Here is a 24,148-nt window from a genome sequence, read left to right on the forward strand (position 1 = left end):
AGGGTTAATCCTGATGAGGGTATGCAGGTATGGGTCTTAAAAACAAAACCGCCGTTATCTTCGGCGGCAGCGGCGCCATCGGCAGTTCAGTGGCACACGCTCTGGCGCGTGAAGGGGCAGATGTGTACCTCGCCGCACGTGACCACGCCAGGCTGGAGCAGGTCGCCGGCCGTATTCGCGCCGCCGGAGGGTCTGCCAGCACGTTTATGTTCGATGCGCTCGATGATTCCTCGCAGCTCCCGGACCTTGCCAGCATTGATGTCGTCGTCAACGCCACGGGCTTTATGCACGATCAGGGGAAACGCCTTGAGGCGTTAACGCTCGGCGAGTTCAGGCAGGGTTTCGACCCCTTCCTGGCCGCGTATTTTAACATTGCGAAAGCCGTGTCGCCCCGTATGGGCGGCGAGCATGGCGGGACCATAATTACCGTCGTCGCCCCCGCCGCCAACATGGCGATGGCGGGCCATCTCGGGCATATCGTCGGCTGCGCGGGAACGGAAGCCTTGACCCGGGCGCTGGCTGCGGAACTGGGGACACACAATATTCGCGTCCTGTGTGTGCGTTCGCACGCGATAGCCGACGCGGTGCAGGCGGGTTCGTATGTGGGTGCCATTTTCGCCGACAAGGCGCAAGCGATGGGGATTACGGTTGAGCAGTTTCTCGGCGGTGCCGCGCAAAGTACCCTGACGCATCGCCTGCCGACGCTGGCGCAGGTGGCAGACACAATTGCGTTTCTGGCCTCAGATGCGGCAGGCGCCATCACGGGAACCACCGTCAATATGACCGCGGGCGCAACCTAGCAGCCGCCCTCGCCTGCAATCCTGCCCACCATCGCCCGGATCTCTTCGCGGGTTAACGGCGCCCGGTCGGTGACATAGTGCAGCGTCATTCCTTCGATAAACGCGTCCAGCGCGCGGGTGGTCACCGGGTCGAACCACTGTTCGAGCGTGGTCTGGCTCATCTTCATCCAGTCCTGCATCACCGTTTTGAGCGCCGCGCTGCGGTGCATAAAGGCGTAGAGCTGATACATCAGCGCCATGTTGTGCGGCGTGGTCACCTGCGAGCTGTGGATCAGTGTGGTGATGGATTCACACGCCATTTCCGGCCCCGTGACGCCCGCAAAGAAATCCCGGTACTGCTGCGACATCTGCCGGGTAAACCACGTGAAGGCTTCCTCCAGCAGCGGCTCCATGCCGTCGAAATAGTAGGTCATCGACCCCAGCGGCACGCCCGCGCAGGTAGCGATTTTACGGTGCGTGACGGCGTGAATCCCGTGCTCAGCAATGGTATCGAGCGTTGCCTGCAGGATCTTCTCCCGGCGATGCGGATCGTTCGGTGGTCTGCTCATAAATTCCTCACGTGGTTTATGTACAAATGTACACAAACTTGCTAGTGTTGTCGCTATTGTTGTACTTCTGGTGCTACCCCAATGACGCTGACCTCTCCCCGCAAAGCCCTGCAGCTACGCATGTGGGCGCTGTTTATGTTCTTCTTTATTCCCGGTCTGCTGATGGCCTCCTGGGCCACGCGCACCCCCGCCATTCGCGATATTTTGTCCGTTTCTACCGCTGAAATGGGCATCGTGCTGTTCGGCCTCTCGATAGGCTCCATGAGCGGCATTCTCTGCTCCGCGTGGCTGGTGAAGCGCTTCGGTACGCGGGCGGTGATCCGCACCACCATGTGCTTCGCGGTGGTCGGGATGATCGTGCTGAGCGCCGCGCTGTGGTGTGCGTCACCGGTTCTGTTCGCCCTGGGGCTGACGGTATTTGGCGGCAGCTTCGGCTCGGCGGAAGTTGCCATCAACGTTGAAGGGGCGGCGGTCGAGCGCGAGATGAACAAAACCGTGCTGCCGATGATGCACGGTTTTTACAGCCTCGGCACGCTGGCCGGTGCGGGCGTGGGGATGGCGCTGACGGCCACCGGCGTGAGCGCGAATCTGCATATCCTGCTGGCTGCGCTGGTGTGTATCGTTCCGATCCTGACCGGCATCCGGGCCATCCCGGACGGCACCGGTAAGAACTCCGCTGACGAACAGCATTCGGCAGAAAAAGGGCTGCCCTTCTACCGTGATTTCCAGCTGATGCTGATCGGCGTGGTGGTGCTGGCGATGGCGTTCGCGGAAGGTTCCGCCAACGACTGGCTGCCGCTGTTGATGGTGGACGGTCACGGCTTTAGCCCGACCTCCGGCTCGCTGATTTACGCCGGGTTTACGCTGGGGATGACCGTCGGTCGCTTCACCGGCGGCTGGTTTATCGACCGCTACAGCCGCGTGGCGGTCGTACGCGCCAGCGCCCTGCTGGGCGGCCTGGGTATTGCGATGATCATCTTTGTCGATGTGGACTGGATTGCCGGGGTCTCGGTGATCCTCTGGGGGCTGGGCGCGTCGCTCGGCTTCCCGCTGACCATTTCAGCCGCCAGCGACACCGGCCCGGATGCCCCGACGCGCGTCAGCGTGGTAGCGACCACGGGATATCTCGCCTTCCTGGTCGGGCCGCCGCTGCTCGGCTTCCTTGGCGAGCACTACGGGCTGCGCAGCGCCATGCTGGTGGTGTTAGGGTTGGTCATCATCGCGGCGCTGGTGGCCCGCGCGGTGGCAAAGCCGGAAACGAATGAAACGACACTGGAGAAGGGATATGAGCGTTAAACTGATCGCCGTCGACATGGATGGTACTTTTCTGAGCGATGCCAAGACCTATAATCGCCCGCGCTTTCTGGCGCAGTACGCCCGCATGAAGGCGCAAGGCATTCGCTTCGTGGTCGCCAGCGGCAACCAGTACTACCAGCTGATCTCCTTTTTCCCGGAGATCGCGCATGAAATTGCGTTCGTCGCCGAGAACGGCGGCTGGGTCGTGAGCGAAGGTGAAGATGTCTTTAACGGTGAACTGTCGAAAGCCCATTTCGAGACCGTCGCGAACGTCTTAAACGACGTTCCGGGCATTGAGATCATCGCCTGCGGGAAAAGCAGCGCGTACACGCTGAAATGCTATGACGAGGGCTTTAAGGATATCGCGGCGAAGTACTATCACCGTCTCGAAATGGTGAGTGATTTCGACAACCTGAACGATATTTTCTTCAAGTTCGGGCTTAACGTTTCTGACGATGAAATTCCGCGGATTCAGGCGCTGCTGCATGAAAAGCTGAGTGACATCATGGTGCCCGTCACGACCGGTCACGGCAGTATCGATCTGATTATCCCCGGCGTGCATAAAGCCAACGGTCTGCGGATCCTGCAAAAGCGCTGGGGCATAGATGACAGTGAAGTGGTTGCCTTCGGCGATAGCGGCAACGACGTGGAGATGCTGCGTCAGTCCGGGTTCAGCTTTGCGATGGCGAATGCCAGACCGCATATTAAAGCGGTGGCGCGTTTCGAAGCGCCGCACAATAACGATGAAGGCGTTTTAAACGTGATTGAGAAGGTGTTGAACGGGGAGGCACCGTTTAATTGACCGTGTGCGATCTGGTGCCCTCACCCTGACCCTCTCCCACGGGGAGAGGGAAGAAAGATTAAGGTTGCAGGGCGTTCCCGACGCGTTTGTCTTTCAGGAACACCACCATCAGGCCAACCCACAGCACGCCGTTGGCGAGGTTAAACAGGCTGAACAGACCGTTGCCGCCCATCGCGTAGGCATGCTTACTCACTTCGATACCGACGGTAAAAATCAGCATCTGCAGCATCCCCATCGCCGCTGAGACCGTGCCTTTACTCATCTCGCTGGCAAACAGCGTCAGGCGCACCAGCCCGGCGTTGGCCACGCCAATCCCGAAGGCATAGAGGCTGAGCCCCGCCGTCATCCACAGATAGGCGTGGGATGATGCGACGGTCGCAACCGCAGCCAGAATCAGCCCTGCCGCAATCGGCCAGCCGCCCATGATAATCAGTGAACGCACGGTGCGGCGTGACGTCAAACGTGCCAGCACCAGGTTACCGATAATCAGCGCACCAAAGATCGGCACCTGCAGCAGACCATACTCATAGCTGCTGAGTTTTTCACCGCTGATGATAATGACCGGAGACTGCGCGATCCATGCCAGCAGCGGCAGGCTAACGAACCCGGTCGCCAGCGCGCCCGCCACAAAGCGGACATTCTTCAGCACTTCTTTGTAATCCCGACCCAGCTCTTTCAGCGAAAGTTTTTCGCCGATGCGGGTGGCCGTTTCCGGCATCGCACGGTGCAGGCCAAAGAACGCGATGGCGGCGAGAACCGCAAACAGCACAAACATCCCTTCCCAGGGCGCAACATGCACCCACGCGGCACCCACCAGCGGCCCGAGTAAGGGGGCGATCAGCGCCACGTTCGCCATCAGCGCGGTAATTTTGATACACACCGCCTCTTCAAATGACTCCTGAATGGCGGCATACCCCACGGCGCCGATAAAGCACAGGCTCACCCCCTGCAGGAAGCGCAGCAGGGTAAATTGTTCAATGTTTTGCGCCAGCAGCGTGGCGAGGCAGGTGACGATAAACCACACCACGCCCGTCAGCATCACCGGACGGCGGCCAATACGATCCGACAGCGGGCCTAACAGCCACTGCAAAAACATGCCGCCGGCCAGATAGGCGGTCATGGAGGTCGGCACCCACTCAATTCCCGCGTTGTACTGGGCCACAACGGTCAGCATACCGGGCTGGATCATATCGTTGCCGATATAGGTAGAGAATTCGTAGAGCACCAGACACAGGGGGAAAAGCAACGCCTGACGACCCAGACGTGAACCAGAAGAAGAACGGTTTAACATGCAATCTCTTAATAATGACAAAATCGCGACGAGTTTAATGAAATGCCGCAGCCCGAGATAGTGATTTATCGAGGGTAAACAGAAATAAAGCACATATCGTCTTCGTTTAAGGTTTCCTTAATTTGACAGATTTATGATAGCCCCATTACTCGTCAACGACCCCAAATTATGGCACTCACTTCCAGCCGTTCAGAATTGTCTAACTTACAGACAAATAAGACAAAACGACTTTACCGCTTGCCGGGCCGCTTTTATGGTTATCAGCTTTTCGTACTGATCGCCCTTGCCGTGCTTTTCACGTGGCTCTCGCGCAATGAAGCGCTCGACAGATGGATCACCGGCTTTTGGTATGACGCGGCAACGCAGAGTTTTCCGCTGCAGAAAGACCACCTGCTGGATCTGCTGAACCACCGCCTGGCGAAATACATTGCCATCGCCTTAGGTGCCGTGGCGCTGTTTTACGGCGCATACAAGCGTAACGCAAGGCTGGTCACGGCAGCGCTGCTGATGGGCGTTGGCGCGCTGGTAGTGGGCGTGCTGAAAAGCGTGAGCCATCACAGCTGCCCGTGGGATCTGGTGGAATATGGCGGTAAGGCCGTCTCTTATCCCCTGTTCAGTTCCGTCCCTGCTGACAGCGGTCCGGGGCGCTGTTTCCCCGGCGGTCATGCCTCCAGCGGCTTTATGGTGATGGGACTGTTTTTTGCCTTCTGGCGCGAACGTCCGCGTCTCGCCTGGTGCTTCGTCGTGTTGGGCGTGGTGTTAGGTCTGGTGATGGGTTATGGCCAGGTCATGCGCGGGGCACATTTTTTCTCTCACAACCTGTGGGCTGGGTGGTGGGTCTGGTTTTCCCAGGTGGCGGTCTACGGGCTTGTTTCCGCCTGGTTTGCTAAAGAGTGATAACGCTAATGTTAGAGAATCTGAATTATCAGCTGTTTTATCTGATCAACGCCACGCCAGGCTCGCCTGAGTGGACGATCGATTTTGCCACCTTTCTGGCAAAAGATCTGATCAGTATCGTGCCTGCACTGGCTGCGATTCTCTGGCTGTGGGGCCCCCGCAGCCAGGTGAAGGCACACCGCCAGCTGGTGATCAAAGTGGCGATGGCGCTGGGCGTGAGCATTCTGGTCAGTTTCGCACTGGGTCATGTGTTCCCGCACCCCCGTCCTTTTGTGGCTCACGTGGGCTATACCTTCCTGCACCATGCGCCTGATGACTCGTTCCCGAGCGATCACGGAACGGTAATCTTCACCTTCGCGCTGGCTTTCCTGTTCTGGCATCGCCTGTGGTCTGGTGCGGTCCTGATGGTGGCGGCCCTGGCAATCGCCTGGTCTCGCATTTACCTGGGCGTTCACTGGCCGCTGGATATGGTGGGCGGTTTCCTGGTGGGGCTGATTGGCTGCGTGAGCGCGGCTATTCTGTGGAGTCTCTTCGGTGAAGCGCTTTACCGCGCGCTGTCTTCACTCTATCGCGCCATTTTCGCTATCCCGATCCGCAAAGGCTGGATACGTGACTAACCCCAACCTGACAGGTTACACTTGAACCCCCGCCCTGCGGGGGTTCACTTTTTTATCCCGAGGAACTATGGAAACACGTCGCGATGACCGCATTGCTCAGTTGCTACAGGCGCTGAAGCGCAGCGATAAGCTGCATCTTAAGGAAGCCGCCAACCTCCTCGGCGTCTCAGAGATGACCATTCGTCGGGATCTGAACAGCGACAGCGCGCCCGTCGTGCTGCTGGGCGGGTATATTGTGCTTGAGCCGCGTAGCGCCAGCCATTATCTGATCAGCGACCAGAAGACGCGCCTGGTGGAAGAGAAACGCAAAGCCGCACGGCTTGCGGCCTCACTGGTGCAGCCGCACCAGACGCTGTTTTTTGACTGCGGAACCACCACGCCGTGGATTATCGAAGCCATCGACAGCAGCATCCCTTTTACCGCCGTGTGCTACTCCCTGAACACCTTTCTGGCGCTTCAGGAGAAACCCGAGTGTCGGGTGATCCTCTGCGGCGGTGAGTTTCACGCCAGCAACGCCATCTTTAAGCCGCTTAACCTCCAGGACACGCTCAGCAATTTATGCCCGGATATCGCGTTTTATTCCGCCGCAGGCGTCAACGTCCGCCAGGGCGCGACCTGCTTTAATCTGGAAGAGTTACCGGTGAAACACTGGGCGTTAAGCGCGGCGCAGTATCATGTGCTGGTGGTCGATCACAGTAAGTTTGGAAAGGTACGTTCGGCAAGAATGGGCGAGCTGGCGCAGTTCGATGCCATCGTCAGCGACTGCCGCCCGGACGACGAGATAGTGGCCCATGCGAAGGCGCAGCAGGTGAAGTTGATGTATTGAGAGGGGTGCGGTCTGATGCCCTCACCCCGGCCCTCTCCCACAGGGAGAGGGCGAAAACCCATCGAGGTTAGCTGAACCAGCTGCCAAACCACCCGTGGAATTTCATCATCACGAAATCCCACATCCGGCTGAAGAAGCCGCCCTCTTCCACCGCTCCCATCACGATCAGCGGACGCTGTTCAATCGATTTACCGTTTATCTGGAAATCAATCGTCCCGACCACCTGGCCTTTTTTCAGCGGCGCCGTGAGCTGCGGGTCGGTCAGGGTATAGCTGGCCTTCAGGTTTTTCAGCTGGCCGCGCGGGATGGTCACCGAGCCCCCTTCACCGGCGCCCAGATTCACTTCGCTCTTGTCACCAAACCAGACGCGCTGGCTGATGAACGTGGCATCCGGTTTAATCGGCGTCACGGTTTCATAGAAGCGGAAGCCCCAGGTCAGCAGTTTTTCTGATTCGTTAAAGCGAATACGGTCGGTTTTGGTCCCCAGCACCACCGAAATCAGGCGCATGTCGCCCTGGGTCGCAGAGGCCACCAGGTTATAGCCTGCGCCCGCCGTGGTGCCGGTTTTCATCCCGTCCACGTTAACGTTGCTGCTCCACAGCAGTCGGTTGCGGTTCGGCTGGCGGATTTTATTGAAGGTAAACTCTTTCTCTTTATGGATGGCGTATTCATCCGGCACGTCGTGGATCAGCGCTTTTCCCAGCAGCGCCATGTCGCGCGCGGTACTGAACTGTCCCGGGGAATCCAGACCGTGAACCGTTTTGAATGTGGTGTTGGTTAAGCCCAACTTCTGCGCGTAGCCATTCATCAGACCGATAAATGAATCCTGACTTCCCGCGACGTAATCCGCCAGCGCGATACAGGCGTCATTGCCGGACTGGATAATCACCCCTTTATTCAAATCAGATACGGAAACCTGATCCCCTGGCTTCAGGAACATCACGGAAGACCCCCGCAGCGCCGGGTTGCCGGTCGCCCAGGCATCCTTCCCGATGGTGACCATATCGTCCAGCTTGATCTTACCCGCTTTCAACGCCTGGCCTACCACATAGCTGGTCATGATTTTGGTCAGGCTTGCCGGATCGAGTTTCTCATCCGCATTCCCTTCCGCCAGCACTTTACCGCTGGAATAATCCATCAGGATCCAGGCGCGCGCATCCACAGGCGGCGCTTCGGGCGCAGCCTGTTCAGCTGCGTAGAGAGTTGGTGCAAACAGGAAAAGGAGCGCAGAGCCTGTCGCAAGGCTGCGCAGAGAAGTCATTTTACGCGTCATAAATGCCACCCGAGTGTCCATTCAAAAATTACGTCACATCACCGTGTCGCAAGAAGCGATGAGTAATAGCGCACTAAAACGGTTAAAGAAACCCAACGAGGGTAAAGTTATTAAAGTTTATGCAATAACATTCAGATACGCTTTGATTCAGACGATTTTTTTGTCTTCTGTTGCGTAATTGTTGGGTTTATCTCACCATGGCGAAAGCTGACCCGGATTCACATCTCATCAGGAGTAAATATGATTACGCTTTGGGGCAGGAACAACTCGACCAACGTTAAGAAAGTGCTCTGGACGCTGGAAGAGCTGGATTTACCGTTCAATCAAATCATGGCTGGCATGTCGTTCGGCGTGAACAAAGAGGCCGACTATCTGGCCATGAACCCGAACGGCCTGGTGCCGCTGCTGCGCGATGATGAAACAGACGCCACGCTTTGGGAATCCAACACCATTGTCCGTTACCTCGCCGCCCAGTACGGTCAGGGCCGTCTGTGGGTAGAAAGCCCGGCCCGGCGTGCTCAGGGTGAAAAGTGGATGGACTGGGCGAACCAGACGCTTTCACCAACCCACCGCGTGATCCTGATGGGGCTTATCCGTACGCCAGAAGCCGAACGCGACTATCCCGCTATTCATGCCGCGCAGGACGCCTGCGAAAACTTGTTTGCGATGATGGATGACGAACTGGCGAAGCACGCCTGGTTCTCCGGTGAGGCCTTCGGCACAGGCGATATCGCCGTGGCGCCGTTCGTCTGGAACCTGACCAATATGGGCCTGAAGTGGACGCCACGCCCTCACCTTGAGCGCTGGTTAAAACAGCTGAGCGAACGCCCGGCCTATCGCAACGTGGTGATGATCCCGGTCACCTGATTACGTACCGGACGGGCTGACTTTTAACAGCTGCCCGTCCGTCTCGTCGGTCAGAACATATAAATAGCCATCCGGCCCCACCCGCACATCACGAATACGTTGATTCCGGTCGCCCAGAATTCGCCCGTCCTCCGTCACTTTATTGCCGTCCACGCTCAGCACAATCACGTCTTTTTCCTTCAGCGCGCCGATAAACAGCTTGTTTTTCCACTGCGGGAAAACGTCGCTGTTGTAGAACGCCATGCCGCTCACAGCGGGTGACACTTTCCAGACGAACAGCGGTTTTTCGGTTCCCTCAACGTGCTCGCCTTTGGCTTCCGGGATTTTCAGACCGCTGTAGTTAATGCCGTGCGTCGCCAGCGGCCAGCCGTAGTTCTTTCCTTTCTCCGGAATGTTGATCTCATCCCCGCCGCGCGGGCCGTGCTCGTTCAGCCACAGCGTGTCGCTCCAGGGATTCATCGCCATCCCCTGTGGGTTGCGAATGCCGTAAGACCAGATTTCGGGTCGCGCGCCGGGGGTATTCACAAAGGGGTTATCCGGCGGCACTTTTCCGTCTTCGGTAAGGCGCACGACTTTACCCTGCAGCTTGTCCAGATCCTGCGCCGTCGGACGCTGGTTGTTCTCGCCGAGTCCGATAAAGAGCGCGCCTTTGCCGTCGAATACCAGTCGCCCACCAAAATGGTTCCCGGTGGAGAGTTTCGGCATCTGGCGGAACACCACCTGGAAAGCGTCAATGCGCGTCAGATCGTCGCTCAGCCGGCCATAGCCCACCGCTGTTCCGGCTTTGCCGTCACTCCCTGCTTCGGCAAAGCTCAGCCAGATGCGGCGTGATTTTTCAAAATCCGGGGCGAGGACCACGTCCAGCAATCCTCCCTGACCGTTTGCCCAGACCTTCGGCACGCCGACAATCGGATCGGACAGCCCTTTTCCGGCCTGCCAGCGTTTGAGCTGACCGTCCTTCAGTGTCACCAGCAGGCCTTTATTGTCCGGCAGAAACGCCAGAGACCAGGGGTGATCGAGTTTATTTTGCAGCACCTCGACCTTGACCGCCTCTGGGGCAGCAAGAAGCGAAAACGAAATAAACAACGCAGGCAGGGAAATCAGCGAGGATCGAGGCATAACGCGCTCCTTTATCGGCATATGGCATAAAGGTTAGCCACTGCATCCGGGCGCGTTACCACTTTTACAAAAGCTTAATCAGAAGGGGGAGTTGCCTCCCCCTGGGTTCAGTGCTGTACAAGCTTCTCGTGCTCGTTCAGGCACATGATGCATAGAGAGAGCGTGGTCAGGCAGTTTTCAAGCTTCTCCGCGTTAACAGCGATAAAATTCGGGCAGTCGTGGCGTCCATTCATCAAACATACCCCAGCGATGGAGAGCATCTCAGCGGCGCGGCGCAGCGCGATAAGCTCACTTTCGCCGTATTTCGCCTTCAGGGTCGGTGCTTTTTCACGCATGAAATTGCAAAGTTCAAACAGGTTATCACGCAGATGTTCGCTTTCGCTGACTGACATATACCCTTTTGCCTTCCTCAACTGCAGGTACGCGGCCAGGTCGATTCGGGCGTTGATCAGCTTGTTCAGCAGATCGCGTTTAAGTCTGTCAACGGTCATGCTCTTTCCTCCTCTGTCAGCCATTGTGCATAATCAGGATAAGTACATTTTTTGTACAGTTTAATGCCTGGGATCAACTTTTATTAACTGATTAACATTATTTACAATGTTACAACGTCTGCCCGGCGCATCCGCCTTGCAAAGAGTGTATAAATCCCCCGCAATACGCTGTAAAATCCCGCCCTGATAACTCCATAATTGATGAATTTTTAACCTATGAGCAATGTTACGCACCAGCCGAAAATCGGCTTCGTTTCCCTGGGCTGCCCGAAAGTCTAAAATAATACATTGCTGCCTTTTTTCTAATCCCCAGTATGACTGGCTTAGGCGTAAAAAAGCCGGGATAAAACCCGGCGCTTGAATCAACATTTAATGCTGTCTCCCGCAAATTCATTCTTCACGAAAGCCGGGTTTACCATTGGCTTTACGCCATTGTTTAACCTCTTTAACCACCCCTTCAGGACTATCTTCACGGTCATCTCGGGGGGAGTAGATAAGGTCAGACCCGTCAGGATGCTCGGTCAGGCGCTTAAACTCCAGTATGTTTTTATATCTTCACTTTCTGAAGTGTCCGCAACGTTGAAGAGTTTACGGACGAACTCCAGGAACTCGTTTTCTGTGTAGTCACTGAATGACCGCTTCAAGATGTTTCCCCGCCAGCGATTTGCACGATAACGTCTTCCGAATAGAATTTTTCGCCGAGTAAATTTTCTAAATCCAATGCCTGTTTTTGGCTAACATTGAACCCTGCGATGCCTTTGACAAATGCATCTTCGTCATCCGGCCCCCACCCCATGACAGCAGCAACTCCTTTCAGTTTGCTCTTAGGGATCTCAACCTCTAAAACCAATTCTTCGCTTTTTTTATCAAAAACTTCCACAGAATAGATTACCATCATTTTTCTACCTTTCTGGTTGGATCTGCTGGCTTGGTTTGCTCACCTGTTATGTGATTGAACTCGCCTAAATGGTTACGGCCCGAACGGTCATAAACTTCGACTGTGCCATGTTGAGAGTCCCATTCATAAATTTTACCTTTGGCATCTTTCCATCTTGCCCGAAGTTGTCCGCCACCTTGAATAGCTGTCTTACGTGGTGCTCTTTTCGCATCAGGGAATGCTGGTAATGGTGGGGTCCCTTTTGGTGCTGTGTGGTATTTGTGATCCGCATTTAGATAGACGTAAATCGGATCAAAGGTCCCTGCTGGATGCACCAGAATATAATCCCGGAATGAACGTTCTCCCGGTGCTGGGGTAACTGTTGACCACGGGCTGTTGATTTCACTTTCCGGGTAAACCAGTACATTCGGAGGAATATAGACATTGTTCTGGTTGCCAGTGTTGGTCGGGGAAGAATATCCCGGATCGTCAGGAGTCCAAACGATTGTCGGCTTATCTGCGCCATCCTCCCAGAACTCATAGTTCCTGGTGGTGGTGTTCTTCTGAAGCATACGCACAGGCACTTTATCCTGTCCGCCTCTGGCGCTGACGTGGAAGCCTTTCGGCCTCATAGCGCCGAACTGGTCAGCCTCCCAGCGAAAGCGAACACGGGTCGGAACATCTTCTTTATTCCGTGCGGCCTGCTCAAGGCGCATTTTATCAATGTAGTCCTGTTCGCCACTGTTGAGCTTTGGCGAGTAGAACATGCCAAACAGAAAAACGGTTGGAGGACTCGGGGCTATCCAGCGACCAGCCGTCGAAAGATTTCCTCCGATTTTCTGCACTGCTGCGTATCCGGCCTCAATTGCTGCATCAGTGGCGATCCCTGCTGTAGTCGCGGCCCTTGCTGTTGCCATCCCTGCGGTCGCAGACGCTTTGGGGGCATCCGAGGAACTGAAAAGGCGCTTATACCACGGGCGGTTATCTTCTGGTGGTGGAGTCGGTTCGGCTGGTTTGAGTTTCTTTGCAGCCTGCGCGTGTTGGACGGGTTCCGATTCTGTTTGTTCCGGTTGAGGAAGTGCTCGGTAGTAGCCAACATGACCGAAATTATCAACAGATTCCTGATCAGTTCCTGCGTCAGTGCAGCCTTCACCTCGCAAACATGATTTTGCAAAAACGGGTAGAGCACTCAGGGCAGCAACGGCAACAGCTTTGTTTACTGGAGGTTCTGACATACCGAACGGATCGCTAATCTCCACAGTGCCAGGGGCGATCAGGAAGTTCGATCCACTTGGACAGTCACAATGGATGATTGAACCATCAACGGCGACCGCTTCGCCGTTCGTTTGTCGGTGATCTCCACTAACAATGACTCCGATTTTCCCACATTTCGGACAAGGTGTGGTCTTATCGCCGATATAGAGTTTCCACTTTCCCATGACAGACATACCAGGGCGTGCGGCTATGCATCGTGAGCCTGTAGAGGTTTTATCCCCGTCTAGCCCAACATTTTTACCGTGAACAGTACAGCCTCTGTTTACAGATGCCATAGTGACCGCCTTAGTTCAGAAAATTCTCTGTTATACTGTTGCATAAGTCCCTCTACTTGTTATAAAAATAATCCACCAGGTCATTTTACAAGCAATAACCATACGTTCAATAGGTATTAATTCTAATCAAAACATCGTTTCTTAATCAGAAGAATTGGTTGGCACCGAAAACCTGCCGCGAGCACAATTCTTCAGTACAAATTCCCCCCCAAACTCTGTAGAATCCCTGCCCTGACCATTCCAAAAATCGAACAATTTTTAACCTATGAGCAATGTTACGCACCAGCCGAAAATCGGCTTCGTTTCCCTGGGCTGCCCGAAAAACCTGGTGGATTCCGAACGCATCCTGACCGAACTGCGCACCGAGGGCTATGACGTGGTGCCAAGCTACGACAACGCCGATATGGTGATCGTTAACACCTGCGGGTTTATCGACAGCGCGGTTCAGGAATCACTGGAAGCCATCGGTGAAGCCCTGACGGAAAACGGCAAAGTGATTGTTACCGGCTGTCTGGGCGCGAAAGAAGACCAGATCCGCGAAGTGCACCCGAAGGTGCTGGAGATCACCGGCCCGCACAGCTACGAGCAGGTGCTGGAACATGTTCATCACTACGTGCCAAAACCAAAGCACAACCCGTTCCTGAGCCTGGTGCCAGAGCAGGGCGTGAAGCTGACGCCGCGCCACTACGCATACCTGAAAATTTCCGAAGGCTGTAACCATCGCTGCACCTTCTGCATCATCCCGTCCATGCGTGGCGATCTGGTGAGCCGTCCAATTGGCGAAGTGCTGGCGGAAGCTAAACGTCTGGCCGATGCGGGCGTGAAGGAGCTGCTGGTCATCTCCCAGGACACCTCGGCCTACGGCGTGGACGTGAAGCACCGCTCCGGTTTCCACAACGGTGAGCCGGTGAAAACCAGCATGGTCGGCCTCTGCGAGCAGCTGTCTAAGCTTGGTATCTGGACGCGTCTGCACTACGTCTATCCGTACCCGCACGTTGACGACGTGATCCCGCTGATGGCGGAAGGCAAAATTCTGCCGTACCTGGATATCCCGCTGCAGCACGCCAGCCCGCGTATCCTGAAGCTGATGAAGCGTCCTGGCTCCGTTGACCGCCAGCTGGCGCGCATCAAGCAGTGGCGCGAGATCTGCCCGGATCTGACCCTGCGCTCCACCTTCATCGTCGGCTTCCCGGGTGAAACCGAAGAAGACTTCCAGATGCTGCTCGACTTCCTGAAAGAAGCGCGTCTGGACCGCGTAGGCTGCTTCAAGTACAGCCCGGTAGAAGGCGCAACCGCCAACGAACTGGCGGACCAGGTGCCGGAAGAGGTGAAAGAAGAGCGCTGGAACCGCTTTATGCAGCTGCAGCAGCAGATCTCTGCCGAGCGTTTGCAGGAAAAAGTGGGCCGCGAGATCATGGTCATCATTGACGAAGTGGACGAAGAAGGCGCGATTGGCCGCAGCATGGCGGATGCCCCTGAAATCGACGGCGCGGTGTACCTGAACGGCGAAACCAGCGTTAAGCCGGGTGATATTATTCGCGTGAAGGTTGAAAACGCGGATGAGTATGACCTGTGGGGTAGCCGGGTTTAAACTCAGCACTCCTCTTTTGTAGGCCGGGTAAGGCGTAGCCGCCACCCGGCACATTTCACTGCACTACCCCTTAATCCTTGGATCCAGCGCGTCGCGCAGCCCGTCACCCAGCAGGTTAAACGCCAGCACGGTCAGAAAAATCGCCAGACTCGGGAAGATCGCCACGTGCGGTGCAATCACCATATCTGCCCTCGCCTCGTTCAGCATCGCGCCCCACTCCGGCGTTGGAGGCTGAGCCCCTAACCCCAGAAACGACAGGCTGGCCGCCGAGATAATCGACACGCCGATACGCATGGTGAAATAGACCACGATGGACGACACCGTACCCGGCAGAATATGGCTGAACAGGATCGTGGCGTCGCTGGCCCCCATACTGCGGGCAGATTCGATAAAGGTCTGCTGTTTCAGCACCAGCGTGTTGCCGCGCACCAGGCGGGCAAAGGCCGGAATCGAAAAGACCGCGACCGCAATGATGACGTTTGCCATGCCGCTGCCCATGATCGCCACCACGGCAATCGCCAGCAAAATGCCGGGAAACGCAAACAGCACGTCGCAGATGCGCATGATGATGCGATCCCACCAGCCTTCGTAATACCCGGCAACGAGCCCCAGCACGGTACCGATGGTCGCGCCGATCAGCACCGCAAACACCCCGGCGGCAAGCGAGATCTGCGCCCCGACCAGCACGCGGCTAAAGATATCGCGCCCGAGGGAGTCCACGCCAAACCAGTGCAACATCGACGGCCCGTCGTTCAGACGGTCGTAGTCAAAATAGTTTTCCGCATCAAACGGCGCCACCCACGGCGCAATCACCGCCATCGCAATCAGCAGCAGCACAAGCAACCCCGCGGTCATCGCGACCGGCTGACGGCGAAAACGACGCCAGAATTCAGACCACGGGGTGCGGATGTGGTCCGGTTTTAGCCCCGGCATCGCGTTTAAAACGGCCTGGCGTCGCCAGTTCAACAATCGCATCTTACTTATACCTGATGGCTGGGTTAATGGCAGCGTAGAGCACGTCCACCACTAAGTTGATAAGAATAAACTCCAGCGAGAAAAGCAGGACTTCCGCCTGAATCACCGGGTAGTCACGCATCTCGACGGAATCGACCAGCAGACGTCCCAGCCCCGGCCAGTTGAAGACCTTTTCCACGACGATGGAGCCGCCCAGCAGGAAACCAAACTGGAGCCCCATCATTGTCACCACCGGGATCATCGCATTGCGGAACCCGTGCTTGAGAATGACCCACTTCTCGCTGACCCCTTTCGCCCGCGCGGTGCGAATATAATCTTCGCTCAGCACGTCAACGAACGAGGCGCGGGTAAAGCGGGCCATTACCGCCGAAACAGCAGCCCCCAGCGTCATGGAAGGCAGGATGTAATGCTTCCAGGTATCGGCCCCGACTGTCGGCAGCCAGCCCAGCTCAACGGAGAAGATCTGCATCAGCAGCATCCCCAGCGCGAACGCAGGGAAGGAGATGCCGGTCACCGCCAGCGCCATGCCGAGCTTGTCCGGCCAGCGGTTACGCCAGACGGCTGCGACAATCCCGGCGCCAAGCCCAAACACGACCGCCCAGCTCATACTGGCAATCGTTAACCAGAACGTCGGCATAAAGCGGCTGGCAATCTCCTCCGACACCGGACGGCGCGACACCATCGAGATACCAAAATCGCCCTGCAGAACGTTGCAGATATAATGGATAAACTGCATATACAGCGGCTGGTCGAGGCCAAGTTGTTTACGCACCAGGTCAATGACGGTGGCATCCGCTTCAGGCCCGGCAACCAGACGCGCCGGATCGCCCGGCAGCATATGGACAAACAAAAATACCAGGACCGCCACAATCAGCAGCGTCGGGATAAGCCCCAGCAGGCGTTTACAAACATAATTCAGCATGAGGTTTATTTTAAATCCGCATCGTCAAAGCTAAAGCCCGTGTCCGGCATGATGTAGAACCCGGTCAGCGCTTTGTTATGGGCTGACACCAGTTTCTCCACCACCAGCGACACCCACGGTGACTCTTTCCAGATAATATCCTGCGCGTCTTTGTAGAGACGTGCTTTCTCTTCCGGTTTGGTGGTTTTCAGGGCATCGGCCAGGTCTTTGTCCACCTGCGGGTTGCTGTAAAACGCGGTGTTGAACAGGGTTGGTGGCCAGTTCTGCGAGGCAAACAGCGGCGACAGCGCCCAGTCTGCTTCACCGGTCGACGCCGTCCAGCCGGTATAGAACATCCGCACGCCGCTCTCTTTCTGCCCTTTCCCCTCCACTTCTGCCGCACGCTGTCCGGCATCCATTGCGGTCACCTGCGCCTTAATGCCGACCTGCGCCAGCTGCTGCTGGGTAAACTGCAGCACCTTCTGGGCGGTACTGTGATTATGCGAGGACCACAGCGTGGTGCTGAAACCGTTCGGGAAGCCCGCCTCTTTCAGCAGCTCGCGCGCTTTGGCGGGATCGTACGGCCACGGCTGATAGCTTTGCGCATACGCGATAGCCGGCGGCAGCACGCCGGTCGCCGGAATGGCATAGCCCGCAAAGGCGACCTTCACCAGCGCCTGACGGTTAATGGCGTAGTTGATGGCCTCACGCACCTTCGGGTTATCAAACGGCTTTTGCGTGACGTTCATGCTGATGTAGCGCTGCATGATCGACGGGCTGGCGACCAGCTCCAGCTTGCTGTTTTTCTGCAGAATGGCGGCCTGCTCATACGGGATCGGGAAGGCAAACTGCGCCTCGCCGGTTTGCAGCATCGCCGCGCGGGTGTTGTTATCCACCACCGGGCGCCAGGTGATGGTGTCCAGCTTCGGCAGCCCCTGCTGCCAGTATCCGGCGAATTTCTTCACCTTCACAAAATCGGTCTGGTTCCAGGTGAGCAGTTCGTAAGGGCCAGTGCCAACAGGGTGGAAACCGATCTCCTTGCCGTATTTCTTCAGCGCGGCAGGGGAAATCATCGCCGTTGCCGGATGGGCCAGAATATTGATAAACGCGGAGAACGGCTCTTTCAGGGTGATTTTTACCGTCGCCGGGTCAACCACCCCGGTGCTGGCGATATTTTTATACAGGTTATAGCGCTTGAGGCTATTTTCCGGATTGCTGGCGCGATCGAGGTTAACCTTCACCGCCTCCGCATTGAAATCTGTCCCATCCTGGAACTTCACGCCGGTTCGGAGCTTAATGGTATACACCAGCCCGTCATCGGACACGGTGTACCCCTCCGCCAGCACGTTTTTGAGCTTCATCTCTTTATCCAGGCCGAAAAGGCCCTGATAAAACGATTTCGCCACCGCCTGAGAGAGCGTGTCGTTGGCGTCATACGGATCGAGCGTGGTGAAATTGGAGCCGACGGCAACCACCACATCTTTGGCAGCGAACGCGGGAGCAGCGGCCAGGGCTGCCGTCACGCTCGCGGCTAACAACCATCTACGCGCTACAAATGTAACCATTGTGTTCTCCTGCCTGTTGTAAGTTATAACCGCGAAAAAGCATTGTCCTGACGCGGGGGAGCCACGAAATGACCCGGACCGACCTCGCGCAGCGTCACGCGCTCCACGGCCTCGCCGCGTTTACGAATATTGCTCGGCATTTCATCCTGCAGCAGCACGCGCTGGCCGTGACGATGCGCGGGATCGGCAACCGGGACCGCCGCGATGAGCTTGCGGGTGTAGGGATGCTGCGGGTTCTCAAACACCGCTCTTCGAGGCCCAATCTCCACGATCTGCCCCATAAACATCACCGCCACGCGATGGCTGATGCGTTCGACCACGGCCATATCGTGCGAGATAAACAGGAAGGCGATGCCCATATCCCGCTGTAAATCCAGCAACAAGTTGATGATCTGCGCCCGGATAGAGACATCCAGCGCCGAGACGGACTCATCGGCAATCACCACTTTCGGGTTTAGCGCCAGCGCGCGGGCGATGCAGATACGCTGCCGCTGTCCGCCGGAAAATTCGTGCGGATAGCGCCAGGCGTGTTCCGGCTTCAGGCCGACGCGCTCCAGCAGCCAGGCAACGCGACGCTGTGCCGCTTCGCCGTCGAGCAGGTTATGTACCCGCAGCGGCTCCATGATCGAATACCCCACCGTGTGGCGCGGATCGAGGGAGGCGTACGGATCCTGGAAAATAAACTGAATATCCCGCCGCACCGCCTGCAGCCTGCTGTCCGGCAGGGTATCAATGCGCTCACCGTTAAAGGTAATGCTGCCTTCCTGTGATTCCACCAGACGAAGCAACGCGCGCCCGGTAGTGGATTTACCGCAGCCGGACTCCCCCACCAGCGACAGCGTTTCACCCGGCCAGAGATCGAAACTGACGTTTTCCACCGCATGCACTTCGCGCTTTACGCGGTTCAACACGCCGCTGCGCAGCGGAAAACGGGTGACCAGATCGCGCACTTCCAGAATGGGCTTACCCGGCACCACGGTGTCCTGCTCGCGCTCATCCTCCTGCTGCTCAGACGCCTCAAGGGAAATTAGCGGAAAACGGCGCGGCAAATCACTGCCGTTCATCGCTCCCAGGCGCGGAACCGCCGCCAGCAGCGCTTTGGTGTAAGGATGCGCGGGCGCGTGAAAAATCTGCTCGACCGGGCCGGTTTCCACCGCGCTGCCCTTGTGCATCACCAGCACCCGATCGGCGATATCGGCGACCACGCCCATATCGTGGGTGATGAAAATCACCCCCATCTCCATCTCCTGCTGCAGCACTTTGATGAGCTGCAGGATCTGCGCCTGAATCGTCACGTCCAGCGCCGTCGTCGGTTCATCGGCAATCAGCACCGCCGGACGGCAGGAGAGCGCCATGGCAATCATCACCCGCTGGCGCATACCGCCGGAAAGCTGATGCGGGTAGCGCCCCAGAATGGCCTGCGCCTCCGGAATGCGCACCAGCTCCAGCATCCGTCGGGCCTCTTTGAGCGCTTCATCGCCGCTCAGCCCCTGATGCAGGCGGATGGACTCGGCGATTTGCTCCCCAACCGGGAAAACCGGGTTCAGGGAGGTCATCGGCTCCTGGAAGATCATCGCTATATCCGCCCCGCGCACACCCTGCATCTGCGAACCGCTTAGCTCATTTAAATCAATAACCTGACGGTTGCGGCGGCGCAGGAGCATTTTCTCGCTGCTGATTTGCCCACCCGTCTGTTCCAGCAGGCGCATCAGCGCCAGCGCGGTGATCGATTTACCGGAGCCGGATTCGCCAACAATCGCCAGCGTCTCGCCGCGCCTGAGCGTGAACGATAAATTCTGTACTGCGGGGATGAACTGCCGCTCTTCCTGAAACGCAATATTCAGCTGATGGACAGCCAGCACTTCGCGGTTGTCCAGTTCTTCACTGTGCGGCACGCGCTGCCCCCTTATTCACGATAGATCCCGGTGCTCGGTTCATCACCGGCATAACCCCAGGCACGATACATGCCTTCGCTGTTGAACGGCAGGGCCACGTTGCCCTCACGATCCACCGCAATGAGTCCGCCGACGCCGCCCAGGGCAGGCAGTTTCTCCATCACCACGCGCTCGCAGGCTTCGCTGAGGCTTAAACCGCCGTAATCCATTAGCGCGGTGATGTCGTAGGCCGCAAGGGCGCGGATAAACACTTCCCCGGTTCCGGTACACGACACCGCCGCCGTCGCGTTATTGGCATAGCAGCCAGCGCCCGGCAGCGGGCTGTCGCCGACGCGCCCGGGCAGCTTGTTGGTCATCCCGCCCGTTGAGGTCGCCGCCGCGAGGTTTCCGGCCTTATCCAGCGCCACCGCGCCGACCGTGCCCATTTTGGTGGTTTCATCGAGCGGCGCGGTATGGTCAAGCTGCGTCATGCCCGCCGTACGGGCTTCCAGCAGCTGCTGATAGCGTTCTTCCGTGGAAAACAGATCGGGCGATACCGGTTCCATCCCATGCTCGAAGGCAAACGTCTCCGCTCCTGCCCCCGTCAGCAGCACGTGCGGACTCGCTTCCATCACCAGACGCGCGGCCAGCACCGGATTGCGCAGATGACTCACGCCCGCCACGGCGCCCGCTTTCAGGGTAATGCCGTCCATCACGCAGGCATCCAGCTCGTGCGTTTCATCCCGGGTAAAGACCGAACCGATCCCCGCATTAAATAACGGGCACTCTTCCAGCAGGCGCACCGCCTCGGTGACCACATCCAGCGCGCTTTCGCCTGCTTCCAGCATTTTCTGGCCCGTTTCCACAATGGCGTACAGCGCGTCGATATAGCGCTTTTCCTGCTCGGGACTGAGCTGTGCTCGGGTGATTGCCCCGGCGCCACCATGAATTGCGATTACCGCATTAACCATTCGCATCACCCGTTAGCCTGATTTGCGGCTTTTTCTATAAATATCATTATCGTCGATGAAACTTCAGATGATTTTTGAATATAGAAAGACGTAACAGTGATGTAAAGCGTGCACCCTTCGGTCATACAGTTAGCCGCACTTTTCTGTCATAATGAGCGCTTTCGTTGTTACTCCGCAGGAGCCCACCATGGATTTTACCGCCGGACTGATGCCGCTTGAGACGGCACTCACGCAGATGCTTGACCGACTTTCCCCGCTGCATGACGTTGAGACGCTGCCCCTCGTGCGCTGTTTTGGCCGTATTGCCGCACGCGATATCGTCTCTCCGCTTAACGTGCCGGGGTTTGATAATTCCGCGATGGACGGTTACGCGGTACGCGTGGCGGATCTCCAGACGGGTAACGCCCTGCCGGTGGCAGGTAAAGCCTTTGCGGGTCAACCGTTTAGCGGTGAATGGCCTGCGGGAACCTGCGTGCGTATCATGACCGGCGCGCCGGTTCCGGCTGGCTGCGACGCCGTGGTGATGCAGGAAGAGACCGAACAGACCGACGACGGCGTGCGGTTTACCTCGAACGTTAAAGCGGGCCAGAACATCCGCCGCACGGGCGAAGATATCACGCTTGGCGCAACGGTCTTTGCCGCCGGACAGAAGCTGACGGTAGGTGAACTGCCCGTGCTGGCGTCGCTCGGCGTTGCTGAAATCGACGTTATCCGCAAGGTGCGCGTTGCCGTTTTCTCCACCGGCGACGAGCTGCAGCTTCCGGGCCAGCCGCTGCAGGACGGCCAGATTTACGACACCAACCGCCTGGCGGTACACCTGATGCTGGAGCAGCTAGGCTGCGACGTGATTAACCTCGGCATCATTCCTGACGATCCGGAAAAACTGCGTGCCGCGTTTATCGAGGCGGATAACGCTGCCGACGTGGTCATCAGCTCCGGCGGCGTCTCCGTGGGCGAAGCGGATTACACCAAAACTATCCTTGAAGAGCTGGGCGAAATCGCCTTCTGGAAGCTGGCTATCAAGCCGGGCAAACCGTTCGCGTTTGGCAAGCTCACGCACAGCTGGTTCTGCGGCCTGCCGGGTAACCCGGTCTCGGCGGCACTCACCTTCTACCAGCTTGTGATCCCGTTGCTGGCGAAGCTTTCTGGCAACAACGCCAGCCCACTGCCGGAGCGCCAGCGCGTACGTGCCGCCACGCGCCTGAAAAAATCACCGGGTCGTCTCGATTTCCAGCGCGGTATTCTGACGCGCAACGCTAGCGGTGAGCTCGAAGTGAGCACCAGCGGGCACCAGGGCTCACACATTTTCAGCTCCTTCAGCCAGGGCAACTGCTTTATCGTGCTGGAGCGCGAGCGCGGCAATGTGGAAGCTGGCGAATGGGTTGAGATCGAGCGTTTTAACCACCTGTTCGGAGGCTGACATGACGGTGGAACTGAGCGACCCGGAGATGATGCGCTACAACCGCCAGATTGTTTTGCGCGGTTTCGATTTCGAAGGGCAGGAAGCGCTTAAAGCATCCAGCGTGCTGGTTGTCGGTCTGGGTGGTCTGGGCTGCGCCGCCGCGCAGTACCTTGCGGCGGCGGGCGTGGGCAGGATGACGCTGCTGGATTTCGATACCGTATCGGTGTCCAACCTGCAGCGCCAGACGCTGCACAGCGACGCGACGGTTGGCCAGCCGAAAGTGGACTCTGCCCGCACGGCGCTGGCGCGCATCAACCCCAACGTTCAGTTCACCCTGATTGACGCGATGCTGGATGACGACGCGTTGTCCGCGCAGATTGCGCAGCATGACCTGGTGCTGGACTGCACCGATAATGTCGCCGTCCGTAACCAGTTAAATGCTGGCTGTTTTGCCCACAAAATCCCGCTGGTCTCCGGCGCGGCGATCCGCATGGAAGGGCAAATCAGCGTCTTCACGTACGCGGAAGGTGAACCCTGCTACCGCTGCCTGAGCCGTCTGTTTGGCGAGAACGCGTTGACCTGCGTTGAGGCGGGCGTGATGGCGCCGTTGGTCGGTGTGATTGGCTCACTGCAGGCGATGGAAGCGATCAAAGTCCTGGCGCGCTACGGCACGCCTGCCGCGGGGAAAATCGTGATGTATGACGCGATGACCTGCCAGTTCCGCGAGATGAAGCTGATGCGCAACCCGGGGTGTGAGGTGTGCGGAGGTTAAACCCTGCTGCGGCCTGATGCCCTCACCCCGGCCCTCTCCCACAGGGAGAGGGAGAAAATCGTAGGCCGGGTAAGCGTTAGCGCCACCCGGCAACCGCGTCAGATAGACGTCCTTCCAAACGCCCCCTGCCAGTCCTGCTCAAACTTCACAATCGCCGCATCCACTGCCGGAGAGGTAATAAACTGCTGCGCCACGTCCAGCGGCAGCGTGATGGACTCGCACCCTGCCAGCAGGCAGTCCAGCGCCTGACGCGGCGTTTTGAAGCTCGCGGCCAGCACCTTTGACTGCGGGGCGTGCAGCGTCAGCAGTTGCTGTAATTCCACAACAGTCTGGATCCCGTCTCCGCCCTGCGCGTCCACGCGGTTAACGTAAGGCGCTACATACTCAGCCCCCGCCAGCGCGGACAGCATCCCCTGCGCGGCACCGTAAACCGCCGTACCCAGCGTCGGGATCCCTTCTGCTTTCAGCAACTTAATCGCCGCAAGCCCTTCTGCAGTCACCGGCACTTTCACCACCAGGTCGTTAATGATGGCGCGCAGCTTACGCGCGTCTTCCACCATCCCTTCGGCGGTGGTCGCCATCACCTGGGCGAACAGACGGCCTCTGCCACCCAGCGCATCGTGCAGTGCTGGCAGCAGCTCGTCCAGCGGTGTTTTACCTGCCGCCACAATGCTTGGGTTAGTGGTCACGCCCGCCAGCGGAAAGATACGCGCCAGCTTTTTGACTGCCGCAACGTCTGATGTGTCGAGATAAAGTTCCATGATGTCACCCTCAAAATTAGCCTGCACTTACCCTATCACGACAAAACCTGCTCAGTAGTTGACCTGCATCAATATAACTTTC

General features: G+C 57.5%; 24 protein-coding genes and 1 pseudogene. 10 read left to right on the forward strand and 15 right to left on the reverse strand.

The features are described from left to right. The first annotated feature begins 29 nt into the window (after positions 1-29). On the forward strand, positions 30-800 hold the full coding sequence (locus tag FU672_RS07220; RefSeq protein WP_148242726.1) for an SDR family NAD(P)-dependent oxidoreductase: 771 nt from the start codon (positions 30-32) through the stop codon (positions 798-800). Here FU672_RS07220 and FU672_RS07225 read toward each other — a convergent pair. After that, on the reverse strand, positions 797-1,348 hold the full coding sequence (locus tag FU672_RS07225) for a TetR/AcrR family transcriptional regulator (RefSeq protein ID WP_023335053.1): 552 nt from the start codon (positions 1,346-1,348) through the stop codon (positions 797-799). The genes FU672_RS07220 and FU672_RS07225 overlap by 4 nt on opposite strands. Positions 1,349-1,429: 81 nt before the next feature. Between FU672_RS07225 and FU672_RS07230 the strand changes: the two genes are divergently transcribed. Both FU672_RS07230 and FU672_RS07235 read left to right on the forward strand, forming a co-directional pair. Next, complete coding sequence (locus FU672_RS07230) at positions 1,430-2,644, forward strand: MFS transporter (protein WP_148242727.1); 1,215 nt, start codon at positions 1,430-1,432, stop codon at positions 2,642-2,644. Continuing rightward, the gene (locus tag FU672_RS07235; RefSeq protein ID WP_148242728.1) at positions 2,634-3,446 is read left to right on the forward strand and encodes a Cof-type HAD-IIB family hydrolase; all 813 of its coding nucleotides are present in this window, start codon (positions 2,634-2,636) and stop codon (positions 3,444-3,446) included. The genes FU672_RS07230 and FU672_RS07235 overlap by 11 nt, the downstream gene beginning before the upstream one ends. 58 nt (positions 3,447-3,504) lie before the next feature. Here the strand turns inward: FU672_RS07235 and FU672_RS07240 are convergent, their stop codons facing one another. Then, entirely contained in the window at positions 3,505-4,737 is a 1,233-nt protein-coding gene (locus tag FU672_RS07240; RefSeq protein ID WP_148242729.1) for an MFS transporter, read from the reverse strand. Between the two features lie 168 nt (positions 4,738-4,905). Between FU672_RS07240 and FU672_RS07245 the strand changes: the two genes are divergently transcribed. From FU672_RS07245 to deoR, 3 genes are all read left to right on the forward strand, one after another. Next, complete coding sequence (locus tag FU672_RS07245) at positions 4,906-5,634, forward strand: phosphatase PAP2 family protein (protein ID WP_148242730.1); 729 nt, start codon at positions 4,906-4,908, stop codon at positions 5,632-5,634. An 8-nt stretch (positions 5,635-5,642) separates the two neighbouring features. Further along, the gene (ybjG, locus tag FU672_RS07250) at positions 5,643-6,251 is read left to right on the forward strand and encodes an undecaprenyl-diphosphate phosphatase (RefSeq protein WP_148242731.1); all 609 of its coding nucleotides are present in this window, start codon (positions 5,643-5,645) and stop codon (positions 6,249-6,251) included. A 67-nt stretch (positions 6,252-6,318) separates the two neighbouring features. Then, the gene (deoR, locus tag FU672_RS07255; RefSeq protein WP_148242732.1) at positions 6,319-7,077 is read left to right on the forward strand and encodes a DNA-binding transcriptional repressor DeoR; all 759 of its coding nucleotides are present in this window, start codon (positions 6,319-6,321) and stop codon (positions 7,075-7,077) included. Positions 7,078-7,144: 67 nt separating this feature from the next. On the opposite strand, the gene dacC is transcribed toward deoR, so the two are convergent. Further along, a complete protein-coding gene (gene dacC / locus FU672_RS07260; RefSeq protein WP_148242733.1) occupies positions 7,145-8,350 on the reverse strand; it encodes a serine-type D-Ala-D-Ala carboxypeptidase in 1,206 nt (401 codons plus the stop codon). Between the two features lie 240 nt (positions 8,351-8,590). Here dacC and FU672_RS07265 point away from each other — a divergent pair, with 240 nt between their 5' ends. Continuing rightward, the gene (locus FU672_RS07265; protein ID WP_148242734.1) at positions 8,591-9,217 is read left to right on the forward strand and encodes a glutathione S-transferase family protein; all 627 of its coding nucleotides are present in this window, start codon (positions 8,591-8,593) and stop codon (positions 9,215-9,217) included. On the opposite strand, the gene FU672_RS07270 is transcribed toward FU672_RS07265, so the two are convergent. The 6 genes and pseudogenes from FU672_RS07270 to FU672_RS07295 all read right to left on the reverse strand — a co-directional run bounded on the left by FU672_RS07270 (position 9,218) and on the right by FU672_RS07295 (position 13,254). Continuing rightward, positions 9,218-10,336, reverse strand: a complete 1,119-nt coding sequence (locus tag FU672_RS07270) for a PQQ-dependent sugar dehydrogenase (protein WP_148242735.1) — start codon at positions 10,334-10,336, stop codon at positions 9,218-9,220. A 107-nt stretch (positions 10,337-10,443) separates the two neighbouring features. Continuing rightward, on the reverse strand, positions 10,444-10,827 hold the full coding sequence (gene bssR, locus FU672_RS07275) for a biofilm formation regulator BssR (protein ID WP_148242736.1): 384 nt from the start codon (positions 10,825-10,827) through the stop codon (positions 10,444-10,446). Positions 10,828-10,887: 60 nt separating this feature from the next. Then, positions 10,888-11,196 carry a hypothetical protein gene (locus tag FU672_RS07280; RefSeq protein WP_148242737.1) on the reverse strand — a complete coding sequence of 103 codons (309 nt, stop codon included), beginning with the start codon at positions 11,194-11,196 and terminating at the stop codon, positions 10,888-10,890. A gap of 21 nt (positions 11,197-11,217) precedes the next feature. After that, positions 11,218-11,474 (reverse strand): annotated as a pseudogene (locus FU672_RS07285) (bacteriocin immunity protein). Next, complete coding sequence (locus FU672_RS07290; RefSeq protein ID WP_127341147.1) at positions 11,468-11,725, reverse strand: DUF7683 domain-containing protein; 258 nt, start codon at positions 11,723-11,725, stop codon at positions 11,468-11,470. The pseudogene FU672_RS07285 and the gene FU672_RS07290 overlap by 7 nt, the downstream one beginning before the upstream one ends. Then, positions 11,722-13,254 carry an S-type pyocin domain-containing protein gene (locus FU672_RS07295; RefSeq protein ID WP_148242738.1) on the reverse strand — a complete coding sequence of 511 codons (1,533 nt, stop codon included), beginning with the start codon at positions 13,252-13,254 and terminating at the stop codon, positions 11,722-11,724. The genes FU672_RS07290 and FU672_RS07295 overlap by 4 nt, the downstream gene beginning before the upstream one ends. 265 nt (positions 13,255-13,519) lie before the next feature. On the opposite strand from FU672_RS07295, the gene rimO reads away from it, so the two are divergent. After that, entirely contained in the window at positions 13,520-14,845 is a 1,326-nt protein-coding gene (gene rimO / locus FU672_RS07300) for a 30S ribosomal protein S12 methylthiotransferase RimO (protein WP_148242739.1), read from the forward strand. A 63-nt stretch (positions 14,846-14,908) separates the two neighbouring features. On the opposite strand, the gene gsiD is transcribed toward rimO, so the two are convergent. Genes gsiD through iaaA form a run of 5 tightly spaced genes read right to left on the reverse strand, consistent with a single transcriptional unit; the run spans position 14,909 to position 21,131 of the window. Then, entirely contained in the window at positions 14,909-15,820 is a 912-nt protein-coding gene (gene gsiD, locus FU672_RS07305) for a glutathione ABC transporter permease GsiD (RefSeq protein WP_148242740.1), read from the reverse strand. 1 nt (position 15,821) lies between these two features. Further along, positions 15,822-16,742 (reverse strand): glutathione ABC transporter permease GsiC, encoded by a 921-nt coding sequence (gsiC, locus tag FU672_RS07310; RefSeq protein ID WP_116343413.1) that lies wholly within the window; start codon positions 16,740-16,742, stop codon positions 15,822-15,824. Positions 16,743-16,747: 5 nt separating this feature from the next. After that, positions 16,748-18,286 (reverse strand): glutathione ABC transporter substrate-binding protein GsiB, encoded by a 1,539-nt coding sequence (gsiB, locus tag FU672_RS07315; RefSeq protein ID WP_148242741.1) that lies wholly within the window; start codon positions 18,284-18,286, stop codon positions 16,748-16,750. Positions 18,287-18,309: 23 nt separating this feature from the next. Further along, a complete protein-coding gene (gene gsiA / locus FU672_RS07320; protein ID WP_148242742.1) occupies positions 18,310-20,181 on the reverse strand; it encodes a glutathione ABC transporter ATP-binding protein GsiA in 1,872 nt (623 codons plus the stop codon). Between the two features lie 11 nt (positions 20,182-20,192). Next, positions 20,193-21,131, reverse strand: a complete 939-nt coding sequence (gene iaaA / locus FU672_RS07325) for a beta-aspartyl-peptidase (protein ID WP_148242743.1) — start codon at positions 21,129-21,131, stop codon at positions 20,193-20,195. Between the two features lie 187 nt (positions 21,132-21,318). On the opposite strand from iaaA, the gene moeA reads away from it, so the two are divergent. Together moeA and moeB are read left to right on the forward strand one after the other, a co-directional pair. Then, positions 21,319-22,551: a molybdopterin molybdotransferase MoeA gene (gene moeA / locus FU672_RS07330; protein WP_148242744.1), complete on the forward strand. Its 1,233-nt coding sequence runs from the start codon at positions 21,319-21,321 to the stop codon at positions 22,549-22,551. Position 22,552: 1 nt separating this feature from the next. Then, the gene (gene moeB, locus FU672_RS07335) at positions 22,553-23,305 is read left to right on the forward strand and encodes a molybdopterin-synthase adenylyltransferase MoeB (protein WP_148242745.1); all 753 of its coding nucleotides are present in this window, start codon (positions 22,553-22,555) and stop codon (positions 23,303-23,305) included. Positions 23,306-23,403: 98 nt separating this feature from the next. Here moeB and fsa read toward each other — a convergent pair whose 3' ends face one another. Further along, positions 23,404-24,066: a fructose-6-phosphate aldolase gene (gene fsa / locus FU672_RS07340; protein ID WP_148242746.1), complete on the reverse strand. Its 663-nt coding sequence runs from the start codon at positions 24,064-24,066 to the stop codon at positions 23,404-23,406. Positions 24,067-24,148: the final 82 nt, after the last annotated feature.

Origin of the sequence: Enterobacter asburiae (genome assembly GCF_008080435.1) — a bacterium.
GTDB lineage: Bacteria > Pseudomonadota > Gammaproteobacteria > Enterobacterales > Enterobacteriaceae > Enterobacter > Enterobacter asburiae_C.